Source organism: Paenibacillus provencensis, from assembly GCF_042678545.1.
In the GTDB taxonomy this organism is placed as follows: Bacteria; Bacillota; Bacilli; order Paenibacillales; family Paenibacillaceae; genus Paenibacillus; species Paenibacillus provencensis.
Genome location: NZ_JBHTKX010000002.1, coordinates 479,032 through 499,187 on the forward strand (window position 1 = coordinate 479,032; position 20,156 = coordinate 499,187).

Annotated in this window: 14 protein-coding genes and 5 pseudogenes; 17 read left to right on the forward strand and 2 right to left on the reverse strand. The window is 47.2% G+C overall.

The window, feature by feature from the left end:
* Positions 1–3: 3 nt before the first annotated feature.
* From ACFQ3J_RS18355 to hpf, 3 genes are all read left to right on the forward strand, one after another.
* Positions 4–1,074, forward strand: a complete 1,071-nt coding sequence (locus ACFQ3J_RS18355; RefSeq protein ID WP_251582853.1) for a tetratricopeptide repeat-containing glycosyltransferase family 2 protein — start codon at positions 4–6, stop codon at positions 1,072–1,074.
* A 296-nt stretch (positions 1,075–1,370) separates the two neighbouring features.
* Positions 1,371–1,568, forward strand: coding sequence for a cold-shock protein (locus tag ACFQ3J_RS18360; protein ID WP_007132290.1), 198 nt, complete (start codon positions 1,371–1,373; stop codon positions 1,566–1,568).
* A gap of 618 nt (positions 1,569–2,186) precedes the next feature.
* Positions 2,187–2,759 (forward strand): ribosome hibernation-promoting factor, HPF/YfiA family, encoded by a 573-nt coding sequence (hpf, locus tag ACFQ3J_RS18365; RefSeq protein WP_091160741.1) that lies wholly within the window; start codon positions 2,187–2,189, stop codon positions 2,757–2,759.
* 175 nt (positions 2,760–2,934) lie between these two features.
* Here hpf and ACFQ3J_RS18370 read toward each other — a convergent pair.
* Positions 2,935–3,948: pseudogene (locus tag ACFQ3J_RS18370) on the reverse strand (FAD-dependent oxidoreductase); the annotation flags it as partial.
* A 257-nt stretch (positions 3,949–4,205) separates the two neighbouring features.
* Between ACFQ3J_RS18370 and ACFQ3J_RS18375 the strand changes: the two are divergent.
* The 11 genes and pseudogenes from ACFQ3J_RS18375 to ACFQ3J_RS18425 all read left to right on the forward strand — a co-directional run bounded on the left by ACFQ3J_RS18375 (position 4,206) and on the right by ACFQ3J_RS18425 (position 14,720).
* A complete protein-coding gene (locus ACFQ3J_RS18375) occupies positions 4,206–4,466 on the forward strand; it encodes a metal-sensitive transcriptional regulator (RefSeq protein ID WP_251582852.1) in 261 nt (86 codons plus the stop codon).
* Positions 4,467–4,761: 295 nt separating this feature from the next.
* A pseudogene (locus tag ACFQ3J_RS18380) lies at positions 4,762–5,057 on the forward strand (DsrE/DsrF/DrsH-like family protein); the annotation flags it as partial.
* 39 nt (positions 5,058–5,096) lie between these two features.
* Positions 5,097–5,450: a rhodanese-like domain-containing protein gene (locus ACFQ3J_RS18385; protein WP_251582851.1), complete on the forward strand. Its 354-nt coding sequence runs from the start codon at positions 5,097–5,099 to the stop codon at positions 5,448–5,450.
* A gap of 31 nt (positions 5,451–5,481) precedes the next feature.
* Complete coding sequence (locus ACFQ3J_RS18390; RefSeq protein WP_036637497.1) at positions 5,482–5,778, forward strand: rhodanese-like domain-containing protein; 297 nt, start codon at positions 5,482–5,484, stop codon at positions 5,776–5,778.
* 104 nt (positions 5,779–5,882) lie between these two features.
* Positions 5,883–6,428, forward strand: a pseudogene (locus ACFQ3J_RS18395) (sulfurtransferase TusA family protein).
* A 142-nt stretch (positions 6,429–6,570) separates the two neighbouring features.
* Positions 6,571–6,989: pseudogene (locus ACFQ3J_RS18400) on the forward strand (rhodanese-like domain-containing protein); the annotation flags it as partial.
* A 173-nt stretch (positions 6,990–7,162) separates the two neighbouring features.
* Positions 7,163–9,088 carry a squalene--hopene cyclase gene (shc, locus tag ACFQ3J_RS18405; protein WP_251582850.1) on the forward strand — a complete coding sequence of 642 codons (1,926 nt, stop codon included), beginning with the start codon at positions 7,163–7,165 and terminating at the stop codon, positions 9,086–9,088.
* 84 nt (positions 9,089–9,172) lie between these two features.
* Positions 9,173–9,370 (forward strand): annotated as a pseudogene (locus ACFQ3J_RS18410) (SAM-dependent methyltransferase); the annotation flags it as partial.
* Between the two features lie 513 nt (positions 9,371–9,883).
* Positions 9,884–12,391: a preprotein translocase subunit SecA gene (gene secA, locus ACFQ3J_RS18415; RefSeq protein ID WP_251582849.1), complete on the forward strand. Its 2,508-nt coding sequence runs from the start codon at positions 9,884–9,886 to the stop codon at positions 12,389–12,391.
* A gap of 198 nt (positions 12,392–12,589) precedes the next feature.
* Positions 12,590–13,703 (forward strand): peptide chain release factor 2 gene (prfB, locus tag ACFQ3J_RS18420; protein WP_139237024.1). Its coding sequence is split into 2 segments (ribosomal slippage): positions 12,590–12,661 and positions 12,663–13,703, totalling 1,113 coding nucleotides; the frame shifts between segments, so codons are not numbered across the junction.
* A 117-nt stretch (positions 13,704–13,820) separates the two neighbouring features.
* On the forward strand, positions 13,821–14,720 hold the full coding sequence (locus ACFQ3J_RS18425; RefSeq protein ID WP_251582848.1) for a YitT family protein: 900 nt from the start codon (positions 13,821–13,823) through the stop codon (positions 14,718–14,720).
* 345 nt (positions 14,721–15,065) lie between these two features.
* On the opposite strand, the gene cls is transcribed toward ACFQ3J_RS18425, so the two are convergent.
* Positions 15,066–16,514: a cardiolipin synthase gene (gene cls, locus ACFQ3J_RS18430; protein ID WP_280142886.1), complete on the reverse strand. Its 1,449-nt coding sequence runs from the start codon at positions 16,512–16,514 to the stop codon at positions 15,066–15,068.
* A 396-nt stretch (positions 16,515–16,910) separates the two neighbouring features.
* On the opposite strand from cls, the gene argC reads away from it, so the two are divergent.
* From argC to argB, 3 genes are all read left to right on the forward strand, one after another.
* Positions 16,911–17,960 carry an N-acetyl-gamma-glutamyl-phosphate reductase gene (gene argC, locus ACFQ3J_RS18435; RefSeq protein WP_251582847.1) on the forward strand — a complete coding sequence of 350 codons (1,050 nt, stop codon included), beginning with the start codon at positions 16,911–16,913 and terminating at the stop codon, positions 17,958–17,960.
* A 67-nt stretch (positions 17,961–18,027) separates the two neighbouring features.
* Positions 18,028–19,263: a bifunctional ornithine acetyltransferase/N-acetylglutamate synthase gene (gene argJ / locus ACFQ3J_RS18440; protein ID WP_251582846.1), complete on the forward strand. Its 1,236-nt coding sequence runs from the start codon at positions 18,028–18,030 to the stop codon at positions 19,261–19,263.
* 27 nt (positions 19,264–19,290) lie between these two features.
* Entirely contained in the window at positions 19,291–20,124 is an 834-nt protein-coding gene (gene argB / locus ACFQ3J_RS18445) for an acetylglutamate kinase (protein ID WP_091160727.1), read from the forward strand.
* Positions 20,125–20,156: the final 32 nt, after the last annotated feature.

Here is a 20,156-nt window from a genome sequence, read left to right on the forward strand (position 1 = left end):
TCTATGAAGCAAAGCGTTGCTCTTGTTATGATTGTTAAAGACGAAGGAGCGGTACTAAATCGTTGCCTGCAAAGTGCTGCTCTGTACGTAGATGAGATCATTATTGTCGACACCGGATCGACAGATAATACGAAGGACATTGCACGTAATTATAGTGCTCGAATCTATGATTACGTGTGGGGGCAGGATTTTTCAGCAGCACGAAATTATGCTCTTTCGCAAGTGAAAAGTGATTGGAGTATAGTGCTTGATGCAGATGAATATATTTCTAATAATTGTGGAGAAGTGATTCAAACTTTCATACACTCTGAGCCTGCCATCGGAAAAGTAAAGAGAATAGATACATTTCTAGGACATGATGGCAGTAACCACGAACAGATATTTATATCCAGGTTATTTCCTTCTCATTGCAGATACACGGGAAAGATACATGAGCAAATAGATTCAGATCTTCCGCGTAAAATTTTAGATGTCGAAATACAGCACGATGGATACCTGGAGAAAAAGAAAAGTTCAAGAAACATACCGATACTAAAGAATGTGATTGAAGATAATCCTCAAGATCCTTACTATTATTATCAAATTGCAAAAGAATATCGAGGATTAGAAGAGCATCGGGAATCAAACAAGTATTTGGAGCAAGCCTATACATTAATGAGCAAGAAAGAACCTTATGCTCCAAGAATAGTTATCGATTATTTGTATTCTATGGTAAATTCTAATCTCTTACATAAGGGATTGGACGTGATAGAGGATAATCGCGACTTTCTGTGGGACAACCCAGATTTCTTTTTTGTATCCGGTCTTTATTTATTAGAAGTTACATTAAGTGATCCTGATCAATTCATTGGCTTAGTACCACTTATTGAGAAATATTACTTAAGAGCTCTTGAGATTGGTGAACGCCATTCGGAAGGCAGTGTAATGGGTACTGGGAGTTTTGCTGCACATCATAATTTAGGTGTGTACTATGAAGCGACAGGAGAACTGCATTTGGCAAAGGAACAGTATGAAAAGGCGGCGAGCTATAATTACCCACCATCAATTAAGAGATTAAAGGATTTAATAGTATAGACTTTCAGTTATTATTCTTTTTCAATACAAGATTTGTTAGCCTTTCTTAGATAGCTCTGGTTTTTGTTAGAGCTATCTTTTTGTTTTTTACAGTGTATTCTCTGGCGTCATCTTAGTATAAATAATACAACAGTAAGCCAAGATAACAACATAATTCGACAAAATATTAACATTCATATGTAATATATTTGAAGGTAACCATTTTCTTTTCCAATTGACAATGGATAACTTTGGATGGTATAGTCGGAGTTGTGAGCCAAGCTCACTTCATTTGATGACGAAGGGAATGTTCGTGCATGCAAGGTAAAGTTAAATGGTTTAACGCAGAAAAAGGTTATGGTTTCATCGAGACTGAGGAAGGCGGCGACGTATTCGTACACTTTTCCGCAATCCAATCCGAAGGCTTCAAGACTTTGGAAGAAGGTCAATCTGTAGAATTCGAAATCGTCGAAGGCGCACGTGGACCACAAGCTGCTAACGTAATCAAATTATAATCATCTCGGCTTAGCCCGACCTACATATAACGGTTAGATGGTTAACAATTGAGTTTAGCTAGCGTCAACCTTGAGACAGTTGTCTCAAGGTTTTTTTTGTTATCTCCAGCGGGCTTCATTTATTCCCATCGCTGTAATGGAGCACGATGCTACGCGCATACTAGACTAGTCCATTCAGCTTCTTCATTATTGCCCGGCAACACACTCGTAATTATTCATGGTTGCATTGTATATATTTCATCGCATTATATATTTCACTTTACGCATATTTCATCCTAGAATTTGTTCTTTCCCAAGATCTCAGCCTCATTTAGGGCGACACCAAGCTTTTTCACCAAGATCTGAAGTTTATTTTTTTGCATCCCCAGATTTTTTTATTTCGTATTTTATTAAGTTTCCGACAAAACAAGCGATAATCTCCGCCAAAATCTGCACAAATCTTCTCGACATTCATGCATGAATAACACAATATTTTAACCGATTCCTGCTCACCTCAAACGCTCCTCATACAATTGTCATCACTTTGTGTTATATGTGTGTAAAACACCTTCATTATTTTTACATTCGCCTAACAAACATGTTATAATCGAGGTGCAAAGGAAAAGGAGGAATTGCCCTATGAATTTGAGTATTCGAGGTCAACAAATCGAGGTTACCGATGCTTTGAAAGATTACGTCGACAAGAAACTTAGCAAGCTAGAGAAGTATTTCGATGAACCTCTAACCTCTGATGGCAATGTGACACTAAGCGTGAATGTACACCGCGGGTTCCACACTGTTGAGGTTACGATTCCGATGAAAGGTCTGGTTCTTCGTGCAGAAGACGAGAGTACTGACATGTACGCTTCCATTGACGCTGTGGTGGAGAAGCTTGAACGTCAGATCCGGAAGCATAAGACGAAGATCAACCGCAAATTCCGTCAAGATGACAATTTGAAGACGTTTTTTGTAGAAGATGTTCCAGCCAGCCCGTCCCCAGCCTCAGATGAGGAGCTGGACAGTGAGTATGATGATCTGGAAGTGGTCCGTACGAAGAGATTCTTCCTGAAGCCGATGGATGTGGAGGAAGCCATTTTACAGATGAACATGGTCGGCCATAACTTCTTTGTATTCTCCAATATTGAGAACAATGAGGTCAATGTCGTGTACAAACGTAATGACGGCAAGTATGGCTTGATCGAGCAAGAGTAAGCAAGTAACATTAAGTTTTTGACTAAATCTCATTGTATTTCAAATTATTTGATTTCAACAACTCGGAGCTAATGTGAAGTGAACTTTAACTTATGAAAAATGATGATGAAGGAACCGCACAGTATGTCAGCTGTAAGGTATTAATCAAGGAATCAAACTAACTGGAAAATAACCAAGAGAAAGGGTGAATGTGGATAGCCTGATAAGGGATATTCATCTGCTTGAGTCGTTTCTCATTGGAACCCGTAGCCGCTACCTTCAGTTCAAAGACTTTGGCAATCGACGAGCCAAGGGTGCCCTTATAACTGCTGCTTTTCCCATAGATATGGTCTGCGACAAGGCGCCCCTGCCGGTTGGCAGGTACTGCGAGAGGAATATTGGCAGGGCTTTGGTGAATATAATCATTCACCTCAATGGCATCACCGATGGCATAGATATGGGGATCGGACGTTTGCATATGGGCATTCACACGAATGCCGCCGCGTTCATTGACGTGCAGACCTGCTTCAACAGCCAGCACATTCTCGGGACGAACGCCAATAGACAGGAGCGTCATATCGGTGGACACAAGCAGGCCGCTGGAAAGCTCGATCCGGCTCCCTCCATCGTGAAAGGCTCGAACACCATCCTCCAGAATTAAACGGACCCCTTGTTCCATCAGATGTGAATGTACGATGGAGGCCATCTCAAGACCTATAAATCCACCCCCAACGACAACGGCCTCCTTCGGCTTTTCTTTCTCTATATATTGTTTGATCCGGTCGGTATCCGGGATATTGCGCAGTGTGAATACGTTGCGGGATTCCGACAGGCCGGGTATGTCCGGCACGATGGGCTTCGCGCCAGGCGAGAGAATCAAATAATCGTAACTTTCGGTATAGATATCCCCGGCTCTAAGGTTCTTAATGGTAACCTGCTTCTCTTGCCGCTGAATGGACGTAACCTCGCTTAAATTCCGTATATCCAATTGATACCGGCCGGCTGCTGAGACCAGGTACGGTTTGAACCAACAGCTTACTGCATTCCTGAATCGTTTCTCCTATATAATATGGCAGACCACAGTTGGCAAACGAAATATATTCTCCCCGTTCTACTAAAATAATACTCGAACTCTCGTCAGTCTCCGCAGCCTGGCAGCTGCCGAAGTTCCTCCGGCTACACCGGCAACAATGATGATTTTGTTGCCCATAGTATATTCCTCCCTATATTGGTGAATATTATGAATGGTTTTTTATATACCCTATGGGGTATCATAGCATAGAGCAGACATGAAGTGTGTTACAAAAATCAAAAAGGGGATAAGTTCAATTGGATTCCAAATGAAACTTCATCATGATGATGGAGATATCCCTACACTTGACTCTATACCCTTATGGGTATATATTTCATGTAGAACGATAAGAATAATAGGGTAATTGAATTCGTATACAGACAGGAGGATTTGAGATGAATTACAATGATCAGATGAAAAATCGGATGAAGCGCATTGAGGGTCAGCTGCGGGGCATTCTGAAGATGATGGAGGAGAATAAGGACTGCAAGGATGTGATTACCCAGCTATCGGCAGCGCGGACGGCGATTGATCGTACGATTGGCGTCGTAGTCAGCTCAAACCTTGTGGAATGTGTACAGAAAGCCGAAGAAAGCGGACAAGATACAGAGAAGCTTGTGGTTGAAGCGGTGAACCTGCTCGTACGAAGCAGATAACCGACGTTATTTTTTGTTGGAGAGCAGGTTGGATCCGATCGAAAGCAGGAGATGAAGGGGATGGAAACAGGCCAGGTGCTGGAGATTCATACAACGGATCCACGCGAAGAGTGATTTGACGGCATGGGCCAAGTCGACTGGCAGCGAATTGCTGGAACTTCAAGAAGACGGTAATTTATTGAAATTTTGAATTAGGAAGGGATGTTTTTTTTGAATGTTTATATACCCATAGGGGTATGTGTAAATACAGTAAAATCTAACATTATGAATTACAAGGGGAGATCACGAGGTGACAGAAGCTATGTTCGGAAAAATGATGCCGCACGGGGCAGATAACATGGGACTCTCCAGAATGAATTTTGCGGGGATGGGTCCTAAAATGATTAAAGATGTTATCAAGAAGCACAATGCTGTTCCGCTGCCACAGTTTATTGAACTGGCTAAGGAGCAAGACGTGAAGCTGGTTGCTGCACGATGACGATGGATCTCCTTGGTTTGCAAAAAGAGGAGCTGTTTGAGGATATTGAATATGCGGGTATAGCCGGTTATCTGGGTGATGCCCAAGATGGCAACGTAAACTTGTTCATTTAATGAGCCAGGGTGATTGTACCTCAATATCAAGGGGGAAATATGTTAAATATCGTGTTCATTGCACTTATTATTGGATTTATCCTATGGAGAATTCTTCCGGCGAAGGGAGTCAGGCAGATTACGGCAGCCCAGCTGAAGGATGAACTGGCGAATCGGAACAAACAATTCATCGACGTCCGTTCACCGCGTGAATTCAAGGCAAATCATATTCGAGGCTTTCGCAATATTCCGCTGGATCAGCTTCGGTTAAGCAGTGACTCACTTTTGAAGGAACAGGAAGTGGTATTGATCTGTCAGAGCGGCATGAGAAGCAGTAAGGCGGGTGCATTTTTGAAGAAATCAGGTTTTGAGAAGGTAACGAATGTCAAAGGCGGTATGAGTTCGTGGTCCTGAATATTATTATGAAGAGGGAGTGTATACAGGTATGAGAGAGATTTCTCCTAAAGAAGTAGAGAAGAAGCTGGAAGAGGGAACAATCCTGCATATTATCGATGTGCGAGAGACGGAAGAAGTTGCAGAAGGAAAAATTCCAGGCGCAGTCAACATTCCACTTGGTTTGGTTGAATTTCGCAAGCAGGATTTGGATCAGTCGAAGGAATACATTGTGGTATGCCGATCCGGCGGTCGCAGCGGCAGGGCGACGGAATACTTGGAGGGTCAGGGCTATCAAGTCATCAACATGACGGGCGGCATGCTCGCATGGGAAGGCAAGACCGAGTAGGTTGGTTTTTGGTATAACCGTAACAGGTGTGTTTGCCGCACCTTTTTTTTGAAATCAAATATACCCTATGGGGTATAAGAAATAGAATGAAGGCTCGAAACGATATGACCGCAATTGTTTCCAATGCAAAGCTTGACGCGAATGGGCTGGCTTGCCCGATGCCCATCGTTCGTACCAAAAAAGTGATGAAGGAATTTGAAGGTGGCCAAGTGCTGGAGGTTGAGGCGACTGACAAAGGGTCCAAGGCCGACCTGAAAGCGTGAGCGGAAAGCACGGGACACCATTATCCTGGAACGATTAAAGAGGGTGACGTGCTGAAGCATTACCTGCGCAAGTCTTCAGGGGAGGAGGCGGCGGAACGATCCTACCCACATGTGGCTACTAATGCGCAATTGGAAGAGGAACTGCAGTCCGGCGCACCGGTCGTGATTCTCGATGTGAGGGAAACGGCGGAATTTGCCTTCAAGCATATTCCGAATGCGGTATCCATTCCGCTTGGCGAGCTGGATCAGCGACTGAATGAACTGAATAGGCAGGACTTCATTTACGTTATCTGCCGCACGGGAACCCGCAGCGATATGGCGGCGCAAAAGCTTGCCGCAAGCGGTTTTACAAGTGTACTGAATGTAGTACCGGGAATGAGTGGCTGAAGCGGAGCAACGAAGAGCTTGGCCGAATAAGCTGATGGATCACAGGGTGCTGGGTGCCTATGCAAGACTGACGGTTTGATAGGGCGTAGGATATACAGGTTGATGGCCCGAGGCATTATAAATCTACGGGAGGAATTTCAACATGACAGTACGAGAAATGCAAGCACAAGAATCTTGCCATGAAGGTAATTCACAAAGAAAGTCAGTTCATTCTGGACGTTCGCAATCCTTCGGATTTTGAAGAGAGGAAGCATTGAAGGTGAACAATTGAAGCATCTGAATATACCCTACTTTGATCTGATCGACGGGGTAGAGGATATTCTGGATCAGATTCCGTCAGATCAAGAGGTGCTCGTGGTATGCGCCAAGGAAGGCTCTTCGGTAATGGTGGCTGAGATGCTGGCCGAGCATGGCCGGATTGTGGCTTATCTGAAGAGCGGCATGAAAGCTTGGAGTGAATATCTGGTTCCGCTGAAGGTCGGAAACCTCGCAGACGGCGGTGAGCTCTATCAGTTTGTTCGGATAGGAAAAGGGTGTTTGTCTTATATGGCGGTATCTAGCTGTGTTAATCCTGATGACGGCCATCAAAATTGGGCTGGACATTTTATGATAGGCAGACCCTGGTCTCTATGGAGATCTATGATCGTTTCTGACGTTCCTTAAGCGGCACATCATTTCCTTATTCCTGCACTCATATAATGTTCATCATGAGGCAACGATGGAGGTACGAGAACATGAATGATGTACAGAGTGCGGTAGAAGAGGAAATAAGCAAGCTGACTGATTTTTTCATACAACGGCAGCATCAAGACGGGTCCTGGCATTTTTGCTTTGAGAACGGGATCACGCTGGATGCCTATGTCATAATCCTTTTTCGAATATTGGAGATTCAGAATGAAGAGCTTATCAGAGAATTGCATGATCGCATCCTTGCAGAGCAGCAGCCGGAAGGCTGTTGGCGCTGGTATCACGACGAAGAAGGAGGCAGCTTATCGGCTACTATTGATGCTTATTATGGGCTGCTCTACTCCGGATTCAGCAAATGGTACGACAAACACATGGAACTGGCCAGGCGATACATTCAATCGCAAGGCGGGCTGGGTAAATCCAAGAGCGTTTTGACAAAAGCGATCCTGGCTGCAACGGGCCAGCGAAAGTGGCCGGCGTCTATATCGCTCATACCGCTGGAGATCATTCTGTTTCCTGCCTATCTGCCCATCAATCTATATGAATTCTCAGGGTACTCCCGCATTCATCTCATTCCCATGCTGATTATGGCGGACCGGAATTTCTCCATATCTACGGAGACGGCTCCCGATTTATCCGATCTGAGTGATTCCCGCGATGATGACGATGATACGTTACCCCAGGAAAATCGGGAGATTGGGGAAAGCATACGTATGGGTCTCAGCAGACTACTGGGAACTCCTCGTTACATCCATGAAGCCGCCTTAACCAAGGGGGAGAAATTCATGCTGGACCGGATCGAATCGGACGGCACCCTCTATAGTTATGCGAGCAGCACCATTCTTATGGTATTTGCCCTGCTTGCACTGGGCTATGATAAACGGCATCCCATCATCATGAATGCGGTTCAAGGGCTGACCGCGCTGCAGTGCCGCGTGGACGGCAAGGTCACGATTCAGAATTCGCCCTCGACGATTTGGGACACGGCTTTGATTTCCTATGCGCTGCAGGAGTCCGGCGTCGCCGGGGATCAACAGTTGACACAGCGGGCAGCAGCCTATCTCTTATCCAGACAACAGGATAAAACGGCGGATTGGAGCATTCATAACCGGGATACGGTTCCCGGCGGATGGGGCTTCTCCGAGTCCAATACCTTGAATCCTGATGTGGATGACACGACTGCGGCTTTAAGAGCGATCCACTCGTTGTCGCATACCACGCCCATTTATCAGCATTCAACCAATCGGGGACTGAACTGGGTGTTATCGATGCAAAATAAAGATGGCGGATGGCCCGCCTTCGAAAAAAATACCGATAAGGAAATGCTGACGTGGCTGGCGATAGACGGTGCGAAATCCGCCGCCATTGACCCCTCAGGGGCCGACCTTACCGGACGCACGCTTGAATATCTCGGAAACTTTTGCGGATTCGGCATGAAGCATGATTTTATCAAACGAGGAACCGAATGGCTTATCACTCATCAGGAAAAAAATGGATCATGGTATGGAAGATGGGGGATCTGTTACATTTACGGCACCTGGGCAGCATTGACAGGTTTAGAGGCTGCCGGTCTGCCGGCGGACCATTCGGCGATTCAAAGAGGAGCCGCATGGCTCCTTGAGACACAGAATCCGGACGGGGGCTGGGGTGAATCCTGCACCAGCGATCGTACGATGCAATACATGCCTCTAGGCCAAAGCACGGCATCCCAAACCGCGTGGGCACTCGATGCACTCATAGCGGTTCAGGCAGAGCCGTCCACTGCCGTTAACAGAGGGATAAACAGGCTCATCGAATTGCTTCATGAAGACGACTGGACGGCCTCCTATCCGATGGGTGCCGGGCTTCCGGGCAGCTTCTATACTCACTATCACAGCTATCGGTACATATGGCCGCTCTTGACTTTAAGCCATTACAAGAAGAAATACGGGGTCATGAGAGGGCTCGCTGCAACCTTGCCTCAGCCATGGTAATATGGTATTAGACTAGGTTGGTACAGAGCTGGTACAGATTCAGGCTGGAGGATAAAGTGAACGACGAAAAAGAGGTGTGAAACGATGAATCCATGGAATGAACGGTTTCAGGGGGGAGATTTCGTATTTGGAACAGAAGCGAATGTATTCATTGCCGACATGCATAAGAAACTAGCACTCTCAGGTGATGCACTCGCTATTGCAGAGGGAGAAGGGCGAAATGCGGTTTATTTGGCTCGTGAAGGCATGAAGATAACCGTGTGGGATTACGCGGAATCGGGCACCGGCTAAAGTATTCGTTCTCAGTTCCTTCGGAAAATGCCAGAGTCCCGTTGTCGTATGAGCCCTCTCTTTGATGAGCAGGGGCTCTTTTTTGTATTTTCCCACATAATGTCTTCGTAATATAGCGAAACTTAATATTAGGCTCATGCGTCTATATATACAGGGTCTTGCCGGAGGATGGGATAGGGCTGTGATGAGTTTCATTGCTCATTTCAATAGCGGAATTCGGTGAAAATAAAGGGCTTGTCGTGTTGCGACAGCCTTGACAAACTGTTACAATTTAGGCAAAACCATTTTTATGTATACCGCTGAATCAAATTCCTCGTTTTATGGGGTGATGGAATGGATTCACCGCATTTTAATATGCATAAAGATCTTATGAAGGATTCGATATAACATCAGCTTGTGCATGTAAGAACTTTGAATGACAGATGAACCACTCAAGTTCCTAACTTTTACCCTTTGCATGCCGAGTTTGATTCTAACATCTGTTTTGCACGAAAGGGGTTAACCATGCTAGGACTAGTGAAGAAGATCTTCGGCGACACCAACGAGCGTGATGTCAAACGTCTGATGAAGACGGTCGATGCTATTAATAAAATGGAACCGGAATTTACCGCGCTTTCCGACGCTCAGCTTAAAGGGAAGACAGAGGAGTTCCGTGCACGGATTGAGAAGGGGGCAACCCTTGAAGAGATACTGCCGGAAGCCTTTGCTACGGTACGGGAAGCGTCGAAGCGTGTCTTGAATAAACGTCATTATGACGTACAGCTGCTTGGCGGTATTGCGCTGCATGAGGGCCGGATTGCCGAGATGAAGACAGGAGAAGGGAAGACGCTCGTCGGAACGCTGCCCGTCTATCTCAATGCACTTCTTGGCAAGGGGGCTCACGTGGTTACGGTCAATGACTATTTGGCTCAGCGTGACAGCCAGGAGATGGGACAGATTTATGAGTACCTCGGCATGACGGTTGGGATTAACCTCAGCGGCATGGACCATGCGTCCAAGCAGGCAGCATATGCCTGTGATATCACGTACGGAACGAACAACGAGTACGGGTTCGACTACCTGCGTGACAACATGGTTCTATACAAGGAACAAATGGTACAGCGTCCGCTCTATTTCTGTATTATTGACGAAGTGGACTCCATTCTTGTTGACGAAGCGCGTACACCGCTCATCATTTCCGGACAAGCCCAGAAATCGACAGAGCTCTATTTTGCAGCCGATCGTTTCGTGAAGAAGCTGGTCGCTGAAGAAGACTACACTGTAGATATCAAGGTAAAATCCGTAGCGCTGACCGAAGCAGGGGTTGCTAAGGCTGAGCGTGCTTTTGGCATTGATAACTTGTACGACCAAGCCCATGTAACGCTGAACCACCATATCGTGCAGGGTCTGAAGGCAAATGTCATCATGCGTCGTGACGTGGATTACGTCGTTGCAGAAGGCGAAGTTGTCATTGTTGATGAATTTACAGGCCGTCTGATGGCGGGACGTCGTTACAGCGATGGTCTGCACCAGGCGATTGAAGCGAAGGAAGGCATTGAAGTCCAGAACGAGAGCATGACGCTTGCGACGATTACCTTCCAGAACTATTTCCGGATGTACAAGAAGCTGGCGGGGATGACCGGTACGGCGAAGACGGAGGAAGAAGAGTTCAAGAAGATTTATGGACTTGAAGTACTTCAAGTACCGACGAACCGTCCGAACCAGCGTCAGGATATGGCGGATGTGGTCTACAAGAGCGTAGACAGCAAGTTCAGAGCCGCGGTGAACGAGATCGTAGAACGTCATGCGAAGAAACAGCCGGTACTCGTGGGTACGGTGTCCATTGAGAACTCCGAGGTTCTGTCTGATATGCTGAAGCGCAAAGGCGTGAAGCACCAAGTATTGAATGCGAAATACCATGCGGAGGAAGCGCAGATTATCTCTGGTGCAGGTCAGGCGGGAGCGGTAACGATTGCGACGAACATGGCTGGACGCGGTACAGATATTATTCTGGGTGAAGGCGTAGCGGAGCTTGGCGGTCTGCACATCATCGGTACAGAGCGTCATGAATCGAGACGGATTGATAACCAGCTGCGTGGTCGTGCCGGACGTCAGGGTGACCCGGGTTCGACGCAGTTCTACCTGTCACTTGGCGATGAACTCATGAAGCGCTTCGGTGCGGACAACGTACTGAACATGATGGAGCGCCTTGGCTTCGAGGAAGATCAGCCAATCGAGAGCAAGATGATTACGCGTGCCGTAGAATCGGCTCAGAAGCGTGTTGAAGGCAATAACTTTGATATGCGTAAAGTCGTTCTCCAATATGACGATGTCATGAACCAGCAGCGTGAAGTCATTTACAAACAGCGCCGTGAAGTGCTGGAGTCCGAGAACATCAAGCAGATCGTCATGGAGATGATCCGTGGAACGATTCAGCGTAATGTGGAAGCCCACTGTCCGGACGATATCCCAGAGAACTGGGAGCTGCAGGAAGTGGCAGATTATATGAACAGCAAGATGCTGGAAGAAGGCGCCATTACTCGTGATGATCTATGGGGCAAAGAGGTTGAAGAGATCGTTGAGTTCATCTTTGGCAAGGTGCAGGAGAAGTATGACGCCCGGGAAGAACGCATCGGGGAAGAAATGGTGCGTGAGTTCGAGAAGGTTATTGTGCTTCGTGCTGTCGACAGCAAATGGATGGATCATATTGATGCGATGGATCAGCTGCGTCAAGGGATTCACCTTCGCGCATACGGCGGTACAGATCCGCTTCGCGAATATCAGTTTGAAGGATTTGCCATGTTCAACGAGATGATCTCCACAATTCAGGAGGAAGTCGCGACTTATGTCATGAGAGCGCAAATCGAGAGCAACCAGGAGCGTCAAGCGGTTGTGGACGAGAAGCAGATCTCGACAAGCGGTGAGCCTGCGGAGAAGCGCCCCGTGAAGGTAGCAGACCAAATCGGACGCAACGATCCTTGTCCTTGCGGCAGCGGCAAGAAATATAAACATTGCCATGGTCAAACTTCTTAATTCGGCATAGAATATAAAATAGAGGATTTTGCTCTGAATCCCACCTGTGTGATGCGCAGGATTCGTGGGATGGCGTGATGCATAATCCGAAATAGGTTTATTTTTATAATACAGCTCCTTGAGACTTGTCCTTGTTACTGTAATCGGGCAGGTCTCATTGGGGCTTTATCTACAAGTAAAGAGAGGAATCTGTAAATCATGATTGAACCAAGCATTAAGCAGGATTTGCGCGAGATCAGCAAGAAATTAACCAACCTTAGGGGGTCTCTTTGACTTAGATCTGAAGAATGAAATGATCGCTAACTTTGAGGAGAAGATGTCAGTCCCTGATTTTTGGGATGATAATGATAAAGCACAGTCCCTAATCTCTGAGATGAATGCGGTCAAAGGTTCTGTCGATCTGTACAAGAAGCTGCAGCAGGAATATGATGATGCGAGCATGATGATCGAGCTGGCGGAAGAGGAAGGCGATGAGAGCATCGCGGCAGAAATCGGTGAAACGATCAAAGCCCTGGTGAGCAAGCTGGAGGATTTCGAACTGCAGCTGTTGCTGGATCAGCCATATGACAAAATGAATGCCATTCTGGAGCTGCATCCAGGTGCCGGCGGCACAGAGTCCCAGGATTGGGGGCAAATGCTGCTTCGGATGTATACCCGCTGGGCAGAGAAGCGCGGCTTCAAGGTCGAAGTGCTGGATTACCTTCCTGGGGATGAAGCGGGAATCAAGAGCGTGACCTTGTCCATTAAAGGCTATAATGCTTATGGTTACCTCAAAGCCGAGAAGGGTGTACACCGTCTGGTGCGAATCTCGCCATTCGATTCCTCCGGCCGCAGACACACCTCCTTCGTATCCTGTGATGTTGTACCGGAGATTACAGAGGACGTCGAAGTGGACATCCGGACTGAAGATTTGAAGATCGACACGTACCGTGCGAGCGGTGCCGGCGGTCAGCACATCAATACGACGGACTCCGCTGTACGGATTACACATATTCCGACCGGTGTCGTCGTTACATGCCAGAATGAGCGCTCTCAGATCAAGAACCGTGAGCGTGCCATGACGATGCTTCGCTCGAAGCTGTACGAGAGAAAACTGGAAGAGCAGCAAAAAGCACTGGATGAAATCCGAGGAGAACAGTCGGAAATTGCCTGGGGCAGCCAGATCCGCTCCTATGTATTCCATCCCTATAGTATGGTAAAGGATCACCGCACATCCGTGGAGACGGGGAACGTAGGCGCAGTAATGGACGGCGATCTCGACGCTTTCATTGATGGATACCTCCGCAAGCAAATTAAGCTGGAGTCTGAATAATTTATATGGAATTCCTACATGGTAAGGTTGAGTATAGCCGTGTAGGAATTTTTTTGGTTGTCTTTAGTTATGGAATTGATTCATCGATCATCTAATTAAGGGGAGACAGTAATCAAGATGCAGCACGCACAAGAGCGCAAGAGCAGGAACAAAAGAGCTTCAAATCTCATTCCGGTGGACGGTCCGCAGCGAGTGGTCGTTGATGCCTTTTTCATCATATTCGGGGCATTCGTCATGTCCATTGCCTTCAATCTGTTTCTCGTGCCGAACCTGATCGCCTCCGGCGGTGTATCGGGTATCTCGATTCTGGGGCAGGCCGCCTTCGGATTCGAACCGGCGTTTACGCAGTGGGCACTGAACATTCCATTATTCATTGCAGGGTATTCGATACTGGGAAGACAATATGCCATCCGGTCTCTGCTAGGAAGTGTGATGCTTCCGCTATTCGTATTTCTAACCAAGGATTGGACGGTGCCTACCAGCAACCCGCTGCTGGCTTCGATCTTTGGGGGGATTGGCGTGGGACTCGGAATTGGTATCGTATACCGCGGACGAGGCTCCACCGGGGGACTGACCATTCTTGCACAAATTATTCAAAAATACAGTGGTCTCCGGCTGTCCCTGAGTGTCATGCTGCTGGATGGAGCCGTTATTGTTCTGGCAGGGATGCTGCTGTCATTGGAGAACTCGCTTTATGCACTCATCAGTTTATATGTCACGGGAAAAGTGATCGATGCGGTTGAAATGGGATTTGGCACCTCCAAAGTCGCTTACATCATATCCAATCATACGGAACCGATTACGAAGTCCATTCTGCACGATCTGGACCGAGGAGTAACGAAGCTCTCTGCCCAAGGCGGTTATACGGATGATGACCGTACGGTGCTGATGGTTGTTGTGGGTCAAAGTGAGATTGCGAGATTAAAGACGCTCGTTCGTGCGGTGGATCCGAATGCTTTTGTGACCATTACCAATGCGCATGAGGTGCTCGGGGAAGGCTTCAAGAAGACGTTCTAAACAGAAGAGCGTTAGCTGTTTGATAGGCATTAGTTTTATTTAGGCGTACTGTGGATAAACGAAGTTCATGAACTCAACCGTAGAACAGCGAGTACAGATGCAGAAGAATTATATGAATAGCTATAGAGAAGTAGAGAGTTACATGAACAGCTAATAGAGATATACATGAGTTTTATGTACAGCTACAGAGATGTAAAATTTTTAAGTACAGCTAATAGATGTAGAGATGCAAGCTGAGTCGCTGAAGAATAGGACTAATGAATAAGTGAATAAGTTAAAAATGAAGTAACAAAAGGGAGTGACCCATAAGCTTGCTGGAGTCACTCCCTTTTGTGTGTTGTCAAGCTATAAAATAGGCGACAGCAGCCTGGATATGGATTCCTTGAACCGAATCCAGAGTGAGCGCTGCCTGTAGTGTTCTGCCGTCATCTCGGCAGAGAGCTGCATATCTTTTTCAAATGCATCCGTCAGCTCCAGCGCAATCTTGGAATCGTAAATAAAAGCATTGATCTCGAAGTTAAGCCTGAAGCTGCGGACATCGAAGTTGGCTGTACCGATCGTAGCCATTTTCTTATCCACGACGATCATTTTGGTATGCAGGAAGCCGTTATCATAGATATAGATCTTGGCGCCGACCTTGATAAGCTCACCGACGTACGATGTTGTGGCCCAGTAGACAAACATATGGTCCGGCTTATTCGGAATCATAATGCGTACATCAATTCCTGACAGGCAGGCAATCCGTACCGCATCGAGCATACTGGCATCGGGAATGAAATACGGTGTCTGAATGATGATGGATTTCTTCGCAGCAGAGATCATCTTGATGTAACCGTTCTTGATATGTTCGATCTCGGCATCGGGTCCGCTCGTTACGATCTGCATACCGATGTGATCCTTGCCTTCCGGCTCGGGGAAATGTTCAGGTACAAACGTAATGTCATGATAGCGTGACGCTTCATTCCAGTCCATAATGAACCGGGCCTGTAGTGTGGAAACCGCAGTTCCTTGAATCCGCAGATGGGTGTCGCGCCAATATCCAAACTGCTTATCCTTGCCGAGATATTCGTCCCCTACATTAAACCCGCCTGTATAGCCGATAATTCCATCAATGATAACCAGCTTGCGGTGATTACGGTAATTAAGCCGCAGGTTGATCAGCCTGAACTTCGATGGGAAAAAGACCTCGACCTTCCCGCCGGCCGCAACGAGCTCCTTGAAGAAGCTCTTCTTCATGCTCCGTGAGCCGAGCGCATCATACAGCACCCGTACATACACGCCTTCTCTGGCTTTCTTGATCAGCGCATTTCGTATGCTCCTCCCGAGCCCATCCCCTCGAAAAATATAGTACTGGATATGAATATGATCCTGTGCATTTTCAATGTCTTCCATCAGCTTGTTAAATTTATGATGTCCGTCGCAGAAGATTTCGACACTATTGTCTTCCGTGAATAACGCACCATTCTGAATTAAATGCATATAAATAAAATCCTTGTACTCTAAAGTGTCTTGTTTGCGGAATGGGAAATCCTTCTCCTGCAGGTGGCGAATCTGATCGATGACCATCTGGTCGATGTTAAGCTTGGCGCGTTCCTTCCATTGAAATAGACGGTATCTTGTAAGATTTTGTCCGAGCAGGAGGTAGAGTATGAATCCCACAATCGGGATAAAGGTAAGCACGAGCAGCCAAGCCCAGGTGGAAGAAGCATCTTTGCGTTCCAGAAATATAAGAGCGGCAGCGAGTAACATATTGATGATGATCACTACAATGTAGCTGATATGGTTGATATCCAAGTGAGTAGTTCCTCCAAATTCGATGATATCTATGTAGCTAGGCATATTAGCCCAGTCTATCTATGATCTTAATTAACCCTATTATGCATCATATCACTCAATCGGAATCAACGAAAAGAGATTTCATAGCATGTCATCATTTTTTTGGCCAAGGGAAGAATCAGGAACGAATAATAACAAATAGAAATCATGCATAAAGTGTTGTATTTATATAAGTCTGGATGTATAATAATTCACATCTATTAAAGAGAACGTATCGTTAAATGTATTGAGGAATACGAAAGAATAGTGAGGAGAATTCAGAATTGCAGACATTACAGGCACAGTCGATTAGAGTGCTGCATACATAGAGAGTTGCATGAACTAAGCTCAGCTTAAGAGAGAAGGGGAGACATTGTGAATAACAAATTAAAGGTAGCAATCGTGGGTTCCACTGGGTACGGCGGAGTGGAGCTCATTCGTTTTTTACAGCATCATCCGAATGTAGAGATCGCCTCGGTCATTTCATCTTCAACGAGCGGAGTATCCATTGCGGAAGGGTTCCCACACTTGAATACCATTATGGAGCAGACACTGGACGGCATCGACGTAGCCAATATGGCGGCGAACGTGGATCTTGTATTCACAGCTACTCCATCCGGGGTAAGCACACAGCTCGTTCCTCAGCTCATTGATGCGGGTCTCAAAGTCATTGACCTGTCGGGCGACTTCAGGTTAAAGGATGGGACGGTGTATGAGTCATGGTATAAGCATGCTCCTGCAGAGGATCGGTATTTAGAGCAGGCTGTTTACGGACTCAGCGAAGTGTATGGAGAGAAGGTGCAAGGTGTAGACTTCATCTCTAATCCGGGCTGTTATCCGACAGCTACGCTGCTTGGTCTGATTCCTGCGATCACAGCAGGCATGATTGATCCTGCAAGCATCATTATTGATGCGAAATCTGGTGTGTCCGGAGCAGGTCGAGGCACAAGCCTGACTTCACACTATGCCGAGATCAATGAGAATTTCAAAGCTTATAAGGTGAATAAGCACCAGCACATACCGGAGATTGAGCAGATACTTACAGATATAGCAGGTCATAAAGTAAACGTCACGTTCACAACACAGCTCGTTCCGATGACAAGAGGTATCATGAGCACGATTTATGCATCCTTGAACGGGGATTATGCAGACCAGGATTTCATTGATGCTTATAACCAGTACTATGAAGGCAAGCCGTTCGTTCGAATCAGGCAAGCGGGCAGCTGGCCAGCGACGAAGGAAGTGTTCGCATCCAATTATTGTGACATTGGCTTCTCAGCCGACTCCCGTACAGGAAGAGTTACCATCTTCGCTGTCATTGATAATGTCGTGAAGGGTGCTGCAGGGCAGGCCATTCAGAATTTGAATCTGATGATGGGCTGGGATGAAGCAACAGGGCTTCAATTCTCACCAGTATACCCATAAATGTAATAAGCATAATCCGTGCATGTCCGGCTTTTCATATTAACTAGGATAGGATGGGGAAGAAATCATGGGACAGGTTGCAATTCAGGCTTTTAGCATCGTGGACAACGGAACGATCGTATCGCCATTAGGCTTCAGCGCAGGAGGTTTGCATTGTGGACTCAAGAAGACGGATCGCAACGACCTTGGCGCCATTAAATGTGATGTAATCGCGAATGCTGCTGCCGTGTATACAACAAATGCATTCCAGGCGGCGCCGCTCCAAGTGACAAGAGAGAGTCTGAAGAACGGCAAGCTTCAAGCCATTATCGTGAACAGCGGTAATGCGAACGCCGTGACTGGCAAGCAGGGAGAAGAAGATGCTTATGCGATGAGAGCAGCCGCTGCGCGTGAGCTGGGTGTGGCCGAAGTGGATGTAGCTGTTGCTTCAACTGGCGTCATTGGCGAACTGCTCAAGATGGATTGTGTGCATGCCGGAATTAAGGCGATGCCTGCGAAGATGGGCAAGGGCGCTGAGGTAGCGGGTGAGTTCTCTCAAGCGATTTTGACAACCGATCTTGTGAAGAAAGAAATCTGTGTCACGACACAGGTGGATGGCAAACAAGTAACGATTGCGGGAGCAGCAAAGGGCTCGGGGATGATTCATCCCAATATGGCGACGATGCTTGCTTTTGTAACCTGTGATGCAGCGATCGAACAGCAGGCATTGCAAGGGCTGCTGGGTCAATCGACAGATGCGACCTTCAATATGATCACAGTGGATGGCGACACTAGCACGAACGATATGCTGGTTGCGATGTCCAGCGGGCTGGCAGGCAATGATACACTGACACCGCAGCATAAAGACTGGGAGACTTTTGCGGAAGCTTTCAGCTATGTATGCGAGGTGCTGGCCAAGGCGATTGCAAGAGACGGGGAAGGTGCAACGAAGCTGGTTGAAGTAAACATTCAAGGAGCTGGCTCCGATGATTCCGCCAGAGCGATCGCGAAGACCGTCATTGGTTCCAGTCTGGTCAAGACGGCCATGTTTGGCGCAGATGCCAACTGGGGACGGATCATTGCTGCAGTGGGTCGTGCAGGTGTGCCGGTGAATCCGGAGCAGGTTGATGTGAAGCTGGGAGATCTATTGGTGCTGCAAGGCTCTCGCCCTGTTGCTTTCAGTGAAGATGAAGCGCTTGTCTATCTTCAAGGCGATACAGTTCAGATCTTTGTTGATCTTCATGGCGGCGCGGGCAAGGCTACTGCCTGGGGCTGTGATCTGACCTATGACTATGTACGGATTAATGCTGCATATCGGACGTAAGGATACTTGGGAAAGGGGAGAGGAGAAATGACACAGGCAAGTGCAGAAGTGCAGAAGAGCGCGAGCGAGAAGACGGCAGGGGCCTTTGTAATGAAATGCGGGGGCAGTACACTTGCAGCGCTGCCGGCTTCTTTTTTCGAGGATTTGCGTGATCTTCAGGCCGAAGGCGCAGCGCCAGTTATCGTTCATGGCGGCGGTCCGGCGATTTCAGACAATTTGGAGAAGCTCGGAATTGAAACTGAATTTGTGAATGGACTGCGCAAGACGACAGAGGCAGTGCTGGATGTCGTGGAAATGGTGCTGGCAGGCAGCATCAACAAACAGATCGTGCGTCTTATTCAGGGGACTGGAGCAAGGGCACTCGGGCTGTCCGGCGTAGATGGCGGTCTCATACAGGCGAAGCCGGTCAACAATAGCGCTGAGGTTGGTCATGTAGGAGATGTCACCCAAGTAGAGGCTTCTATTATAGAAGGAATCGTTAACCTGGGGTATATGCCAGTAATCGCGCCTGTAGGCGTAGATGCTGCGGGACAGCGCTATAATATCAACGCAGACACAGCAGCTGGCGCTGTCGCTTCCCATCTGGGTGTAGACCGCATGATTGTCGTTACCGATGTACCCGGTATTATGAAGAGCGTTGACGGAGTGAAGAAGGTGCTTCCTTCGGTAACGGTGCAGCAGATTGAAGACATGATCCAGAGCGGCGAAATATACGGTGGAATGATTCCGAAAGTGAGAGCCGCCATTAAATGTATTCAAGGCAAAGTGAAAGAGGTTGTCATTGTGGACGGCAGCGAGCCGAAGATCTTGAGCCGGGTGCTTAAAGGAGAAGTTATTGGAACAAGAATCGTTCGGATGTAACAGTAACAGCCAGGGTGAACGAAATAAATAAT

Excerpts from the sequence above, each read along its gene's own strand:
- ACFQ3J_RS18355 (WP_251582853.1), top strand. The coding sequence starts at position 4 with ATGAAGCAAAGCGTTGCTCTTGTTATGATTGTTAAAGACGAAGGAGCG.
- ACFQ3J_RS18360 (WP_007132290.1), top strand. The coding sequence starts at position 1,371 with ATGCAAGGTAAAGTTAAATGGTTTAACGCAGAAAAAGGTTATGGTTTC.
- hpf (WP_091160741.1), top strand. The coding sequence starts at position 2,187 with ATGAATTTGAGTATTCGAGGTCAACAAATCGAGGTTACCGATGCTTTG.
- ACFQ3J_RS18375 (WP_251582852.1), top strand. The coding sequence starts at position 4,206 with ATGAATTACAATGATCAGATGAAAAATCGGATGAAGCGCATTGAGGGT.
- ACFQ3J_RS18385 (WP_251582851.1), top strand. The coding sequence starts at position 5,097 with ATGTTAAATATCGTGTTCATTGCACTTATTATTGGATTTATCCTATGG.
- ACFQ3J_RS18390 (WP_036637497.1), top strand. The coding sequence starts at position 5,482 with ATGAGAGAGATTTCTCCTAAAGAAGTAGAGAAGAAGCTGGAAGAGGGA.
- shc (WP_251582850.1), top strand. The coding sequence starts at position 7,163 with ATGAATGATGTACAGAGTGCGGTAGAAGAGGAAATAAGCAAGCTGACT.
- secA (WP_251582849.1), top strand. The coding sequence starts at position 9,884 with ATGCTAGGACTAGTGAAGAAGATCTTCGGCGACACCAACGAGCGTGAT.
- ACFQ3J_RS18425 (WP_251582848.1), top strand. The coding sequence starts at position 13,821 with ATGCAGCACGCACAAGAGCGCAAGAGCAGGAACAAAAGAGCTTCAAAT.
- argJ (WP_251582846.1), top strand. The coding sequence starts at position 18,028 with ATGGGACAGGTTGCAATTCAGGCTTTTAGCATCGTGGACAACGGAACG.
- argB (WP_091160727.1), top strand. The coding sequence starts at position 19,291 with ATGACACAGGCAAGTGCAGAAGTGCAGAAGAGCGCGAGCGAGAAGACG.